Below are 3,898 nucleotides of genomic sequence, written 5' to 3'. Positions count from 1 at the left end.
GATCAAAGGCGAAGAGACCGGCCCTGCCGGTTGCACTCCTGTGGGACACCGATGGCCCTTCAGATCTTTGACTTTGTAGTAGAAGTAGAGCTTATCCGTTCGTATTGCGTCAGCCGTCGCCGTGGCGGACCCGGCAAGCGAGAATAATGCGGTCGCGGGATTTGGAGGCGTCCACACCACCGTAGGGTTCAGCGAGCCTTTTTCCTCAGTCTTGAGAGACAGTGTTAACTGGAGTCCCCAGCCATCGAACGCACGCGCGATCGGCTTCAAAGTAGGATAGGTGTTCGTCTGGTCGTATATGTCGTTGATAGCGTTGGCGACCTCGCACCGGACGCTCGTGATCACCGACTGCACAAGCAGTTGCTGGTCACCTTGATTCCCCGGAAAATCCTGTGTGTCTGGAACGTAAGTTCCGCAGCCACTCAGCCCAAAAATCACGGGTAGAAAATGCAAATTATAACGCTTCATCATCACAAGCTCCGCGAAATTTCAGAGCTGCGGCAGAAATTACTGCGACAGGCCGAAGCCCTAAGCAATCAGAGCGTGTAGCGTTGAGGTGCGCAAGATAGCAGCAGCGATCTAGAGTGAATCATTCAGGCGTGTTGCTTTTGTGTGACACTTTAAATTGGGTATTCCGACGCAGCGCGCGACGTCACTCCGACTTTATGTGTCCCGCGTGGACAGCAACGACAATCCTCACCGTCGGCAAGGGTGTCCAAGGCGCTACAAACTCCATTAAGTTCGCTTGAGATGTGCTTCGACCCAATAGCGGACCATGCATTCATGCACCGGGCTGTTCTCGGCCCCGTGTTCGATCCATCGCGCAAGATTGCTGACATCAAAAGGTGACGTTGTCGTCTGCGTTCTCCGAAGTGAGCAAAATGTACATCGATCGCGGCGTTTATACGCTGAGGTACCATCGGCTACGTTGGCCAACGGGGAGGCAGTCCGAACCCAGTTCCTCTCCCTCCGCCAAAATGGCCGAAAAACTCTTGTTTCTCAGTGCTTCCCGAAGTCACCGGTTTGACAGCCCATATCGCGGCCCATACTCCTAATCGCGCGAAAAGCCGTCAGGTAGGTTTGAGCATGCGAACCCTATCTCCCCCGAGTTCGAATCGAATAAGGCAAATACCCGAACGGGTCAGAGCCTGCTTTACGTCTCCCGGGATCGTTTCGGCGTCTGGTAGGACCATAAAACGCTTACAACTGCCATTTGGAGAGTCGTCATGGACGACAATTTGGCCGATCGCAGTGTACAGAGCCTGGCGATCGCAGCTCGACTTCACCTCATACAACTCGCGCAGAGCGTTTCCCGACTGCACCCCAAGATCAATATAGGCATCTTTGACGAATTTCTCGCTCGCTTTTAGTTAGCGTTCTCTGTCGCCACAAGCACCGACAATGTCGCCATGGCGGGAGATGTATTCGATTTCCTTTATACGCCGCGTTCGTTTCTTGCCCGAAACTCGTCGAACTAGTCGCCGAATCGACGTTGTGCGGCCCGTGCTTCCGGGGTGCTTGTCTCTCCCCGCTTCACGGCAGCCTTAACCTCGATCGTACGCTGCAAAAAGCGGGCAATATCTGAGGCAGTTTCCCTGGTATCGACCGGCGCGACGATAATTCCGAGGCGAACGTCCCCTTCGGCATCCGCTACAGGAACTAGTTTGGAGTCCGACCACGCGAGAAATGCCGTTTGGCCAACGCCCTTTCGGCCACCACCGACTCCGCCATCGTGCATTAGATGCGCGTCATCGGTTTGCGTATCCTTCGCGAAGAAACCCGAGACGCGCTTGCTGTTCGAATCCGTTGGCACATTGAGCTCGACCGAAATTTGAAGGCTGCCATTCCCGATATTCACCGAAGGGATTCCAGTAGCGAGGCGTTGAATCATCATCGTCAAGCCTAGAATTTCCAGGTGCGATCTTGTTCACAGAGGGGAAGCGTCCGGCGATGGATGCTGAGCAGCGCGAACGCGAGATTCACAACCAATTTGTGGGATCAATGCGCTTCAGACAGCACACTGTCGGCGCGGAATGGTTTGCTGCGTCGGATGAACTGCTTGCGTTCATCCGTAAAAATGCAAAGGATGCCGACGAACTGAGTCTTCCTAGGCTTGTCGCTACATTCTCTAGTTCGTCTTCAACGTCAGATTCGAAAAATGAGGAGAGCTAACACGGCGTGCGACTATTAGGGAGGTGTTGTCTTTGGCGCCAGCCCTAAACGCCTTGCTAGCGAGCTTGCGCACCGAGTCCAACCGCCGTCTCCAGGGCGCGCAGGCGCCGCCCCATCAAAGGTTGAGTCCGGCCGAACTGGCAGGCCGCTGCCCCGAGCGTAGCTTCACGCGCGATAGCCAGGAAAACGCGAACATCGCTCCTGTCCAATATGATGTCTGGCCCCATCGAACAAGACTGCATGAATTTCGTGCAGTATTATCTATCGCTATCCGAAATAGAATGGCCGATGCTCCGACGCCACCAGGATTTTTCGCGATGAACAGTCACCCCACGATGCATGCGGCCCTTCTTACAGCGCACCGTGCGCCCTTCCGTCTTGCCACCGTCGCCCGCCCGGTCGCGAGCGCGGGCGAGGTACTGGTTCGGGTCGCCGCGAGTGGCGTAAATCCGCTGGACTTGAAAATCCGCGAGGGCGCGGCTGAGCATGCACGGCAAAAGCTGCCGGCAATCCTTGGCCTCGACCTCGCTGGCACGGTCGCTGCGACCGGTCCGGGGGTGACGCGCTTCCGGGTCGGCGATGAGGTCTTCGGAATGACCGGAGGCGTTGGCGGACATCAGGGTTCGCTTGCCCAATATACCGCGGTGGATGCCGATCTGCTCGCGCACAAACCGACCAATCTCGGCATGCGCGAAGCCAGCGTCGTGCCGCTTGTCTTCATCACGGCATGGGAGGGCCTGGTCGACCGCATGGCTGTTCGGGCCGGCCAGGTCGTGCTGGTTCTGGGCGGCGCGGGTGGCGTCGGCCAGATGGTAATCCAGATCGCCCGTGCCCGCGGCGCCAAGGTCTTCGCGACTGGGTCAGCGTCCAGCAGGCAGGTGATTGAAGGTTTGGGAGCCGGTTTTATCGACCGCTCGGAGCCCGTTGAGGCGTTCGTAATACGCCTGACCGGCGATCATGGCTTCGATCTCGTCTATGACACCGTGGGAGGCATGGCGCTGGATGGCGCTTTCGCGGCCGTGCGCCGGTTCGGCCACGTGGCGAGCGCGCTCGGCTGGGGAACGCATGCGCTCGGACCGCTATCATTTCGTGCCGCCAGTTACTCGGGCGTCTTCACGCTGCTGCCTCTGTTGACGGGTGAGGGGCGGAAGCATCACGGCGAGATCTTGTCCGAGGCGGCGCGCATGGCCGAAGCCGGGCAACTATCACCATCGCTGGATCCGCGACGGTTCACGCTGGACAGAGTTGACGAGGCCTACCGTCTGATCGCCGAGGGCCAGGCGCGCGGCAAACTCTCCATCGACGTCGAGCAGGGCGCGGGATCATGACATAGCAAACAACCTGAACCATTTCGGTTCTCTCGTCCGAGTCGACGCTCGAACGCCTGACGGCAGTGATCGCGCACGGAGGCCCGTCCGTCGTCGACCTGATCGACCATCCGATGTGCGCGCGGGACAACGCATTTTGAAATGCCGCGAACAACGGTACTCACCTGCGGGCATTATGGCACGCGCGATCATGCTCGAGAGATGTATGGCCCTGGGCTGAATGAGGGACGCCGGGCGCATCGATGCGGCGAGCGGTTGTCCTCATTCCGCGTCGTCGAGCTTTGCACCGCGCGTCTCGGGCAGCAGGAGCGCTGCGGCAATGGCGACGACGTAGGAGCAGATTGCGCCGGCTCCCATGGCCGCGCCGAGCGGCATGCGGGCGACCAGCAGGCCGACGA

The 3,898-nt window shown here is 58.6% G+C and carries 4 protein-coding genes and 2 pseudogenes; 3 read left to right on the top strand and 3 right to left on the bottom strand.

Features of this window, described 5'->3' with window-relative positions; all coding sequences use genetic code 11:
• Positions 1-471 (bottom strand): annotated as a pseudogene (locus WCB02_RS32290) (hypothetical protein); the annotation flags it as partial.
• A gap of 755 nt (positions 472-1,226) precedes the next feature.
• Here WCB02_RS32290 and WCB02_RS32285 point away from each other — a divergent pair.
• Positions 1,227-1,370: a hypothetical protein gene (locus WCB02_RS32285; protein WP_423964656.1), complete on the top strand. Its 144-nt coding sequence runs from the start codon at positions 1,227-1,229 to the stop codon at positions 1,368-1,370.
• Positions 1,371-1,474: 104 nt separating this feature from the next.
• On the opposite strand, the gene WCB02_RS32280 is transcribed toward WCB02_RS32285, so the two are convergent.
• Positions 1,475-1,900, bottom strand: a complete 426-nt coding sequence (locus WCB02_RS32280; protein ID WP_423964654.1) for a hypothetical protein — start codon at positions 1,898-1,900, stop codon at positions 1,475-1,477.
• 50 nt (positions 1,901-1,950) lie between these two features.
• On the opposite strand from WCB02_RS32280, the gene WCB02_RS32275 reads away from it, so the two are divergent.
• A complete protein-coding gene (locus WCB02_RS32275; protein ID WP_423964652.1) occupies positions 1,951-2,172 on the top strand; it encodes a hypothetical protein in 222 nt (73 codons plus the stop codon).
• 77 nt (positions 2,173-2,249) lie between these two features.
• On the opposite strand, the pseudogene WCB02_RS32270 reads toward WCB02_RS32275, so the two are convergent.
• Positions 2,250-2,381: pseudogene (locus WCB02_RS32270) on the bottom strand (helix-turn-helix domain-containing protein); the annotation flags it as partial.
• 126 nt (positions 2,382-2,507) lie between these two features.
• Between WCB02_RS32270 and WCB02_RS32265 the strand changes: the two are divergent.
• The gene (locus WCB02_RS32265; protein WP_423964659.1) at positions 2,508-3,500 is read left to right on the top strand and encodes a zinc-dependent alcohol dehydrogenase family protein; all 993 of its coding nucleotides are present in this window, start codon (positions 2,508-2,510) and stop codon (positions 3,498-3,500) included.
• Positions 3,501-3,898 lie beyond the last annotated feature (398 nt).

Origin of the sequence: Bradyrhizobium sp., from assembly GCF_049581145.1 — a bacterium.
GTDB lineage: Bacteria > Pseudomonadota > Alphaproteobacteria > Rhizobiales > Xanthobacteraceae > Bradyrhizobium.
This window is presented reverse-complemented; position numbering and strand designations above follow the sequence as displayed.

Bases quoted from the DNA above. Each gene is read 5' to 3' on its own strand.
- WCB02_RS32265 (WP_423964659.1), top strand. From the start codon at position 2,508: ATGCATGCGGCCCTTCTTACAGCGCACCGTGCGCCCTTCCGTCTTGCC.
- WCB02_RS32285 (WP_423964656.1), top strand. From the start codon at position 1,227: ATGGACGACAATTTGGCCGATCGCAGTGTACAGAGCCTGGCGATCGCA.
- WCB02_RS32275 (WP_423964652.1), top strand. From the start codon at position 1,951: ATGGATGCTGAGCAGCGCGAACGCGAGATTCACAACCAATTTGTGGGA.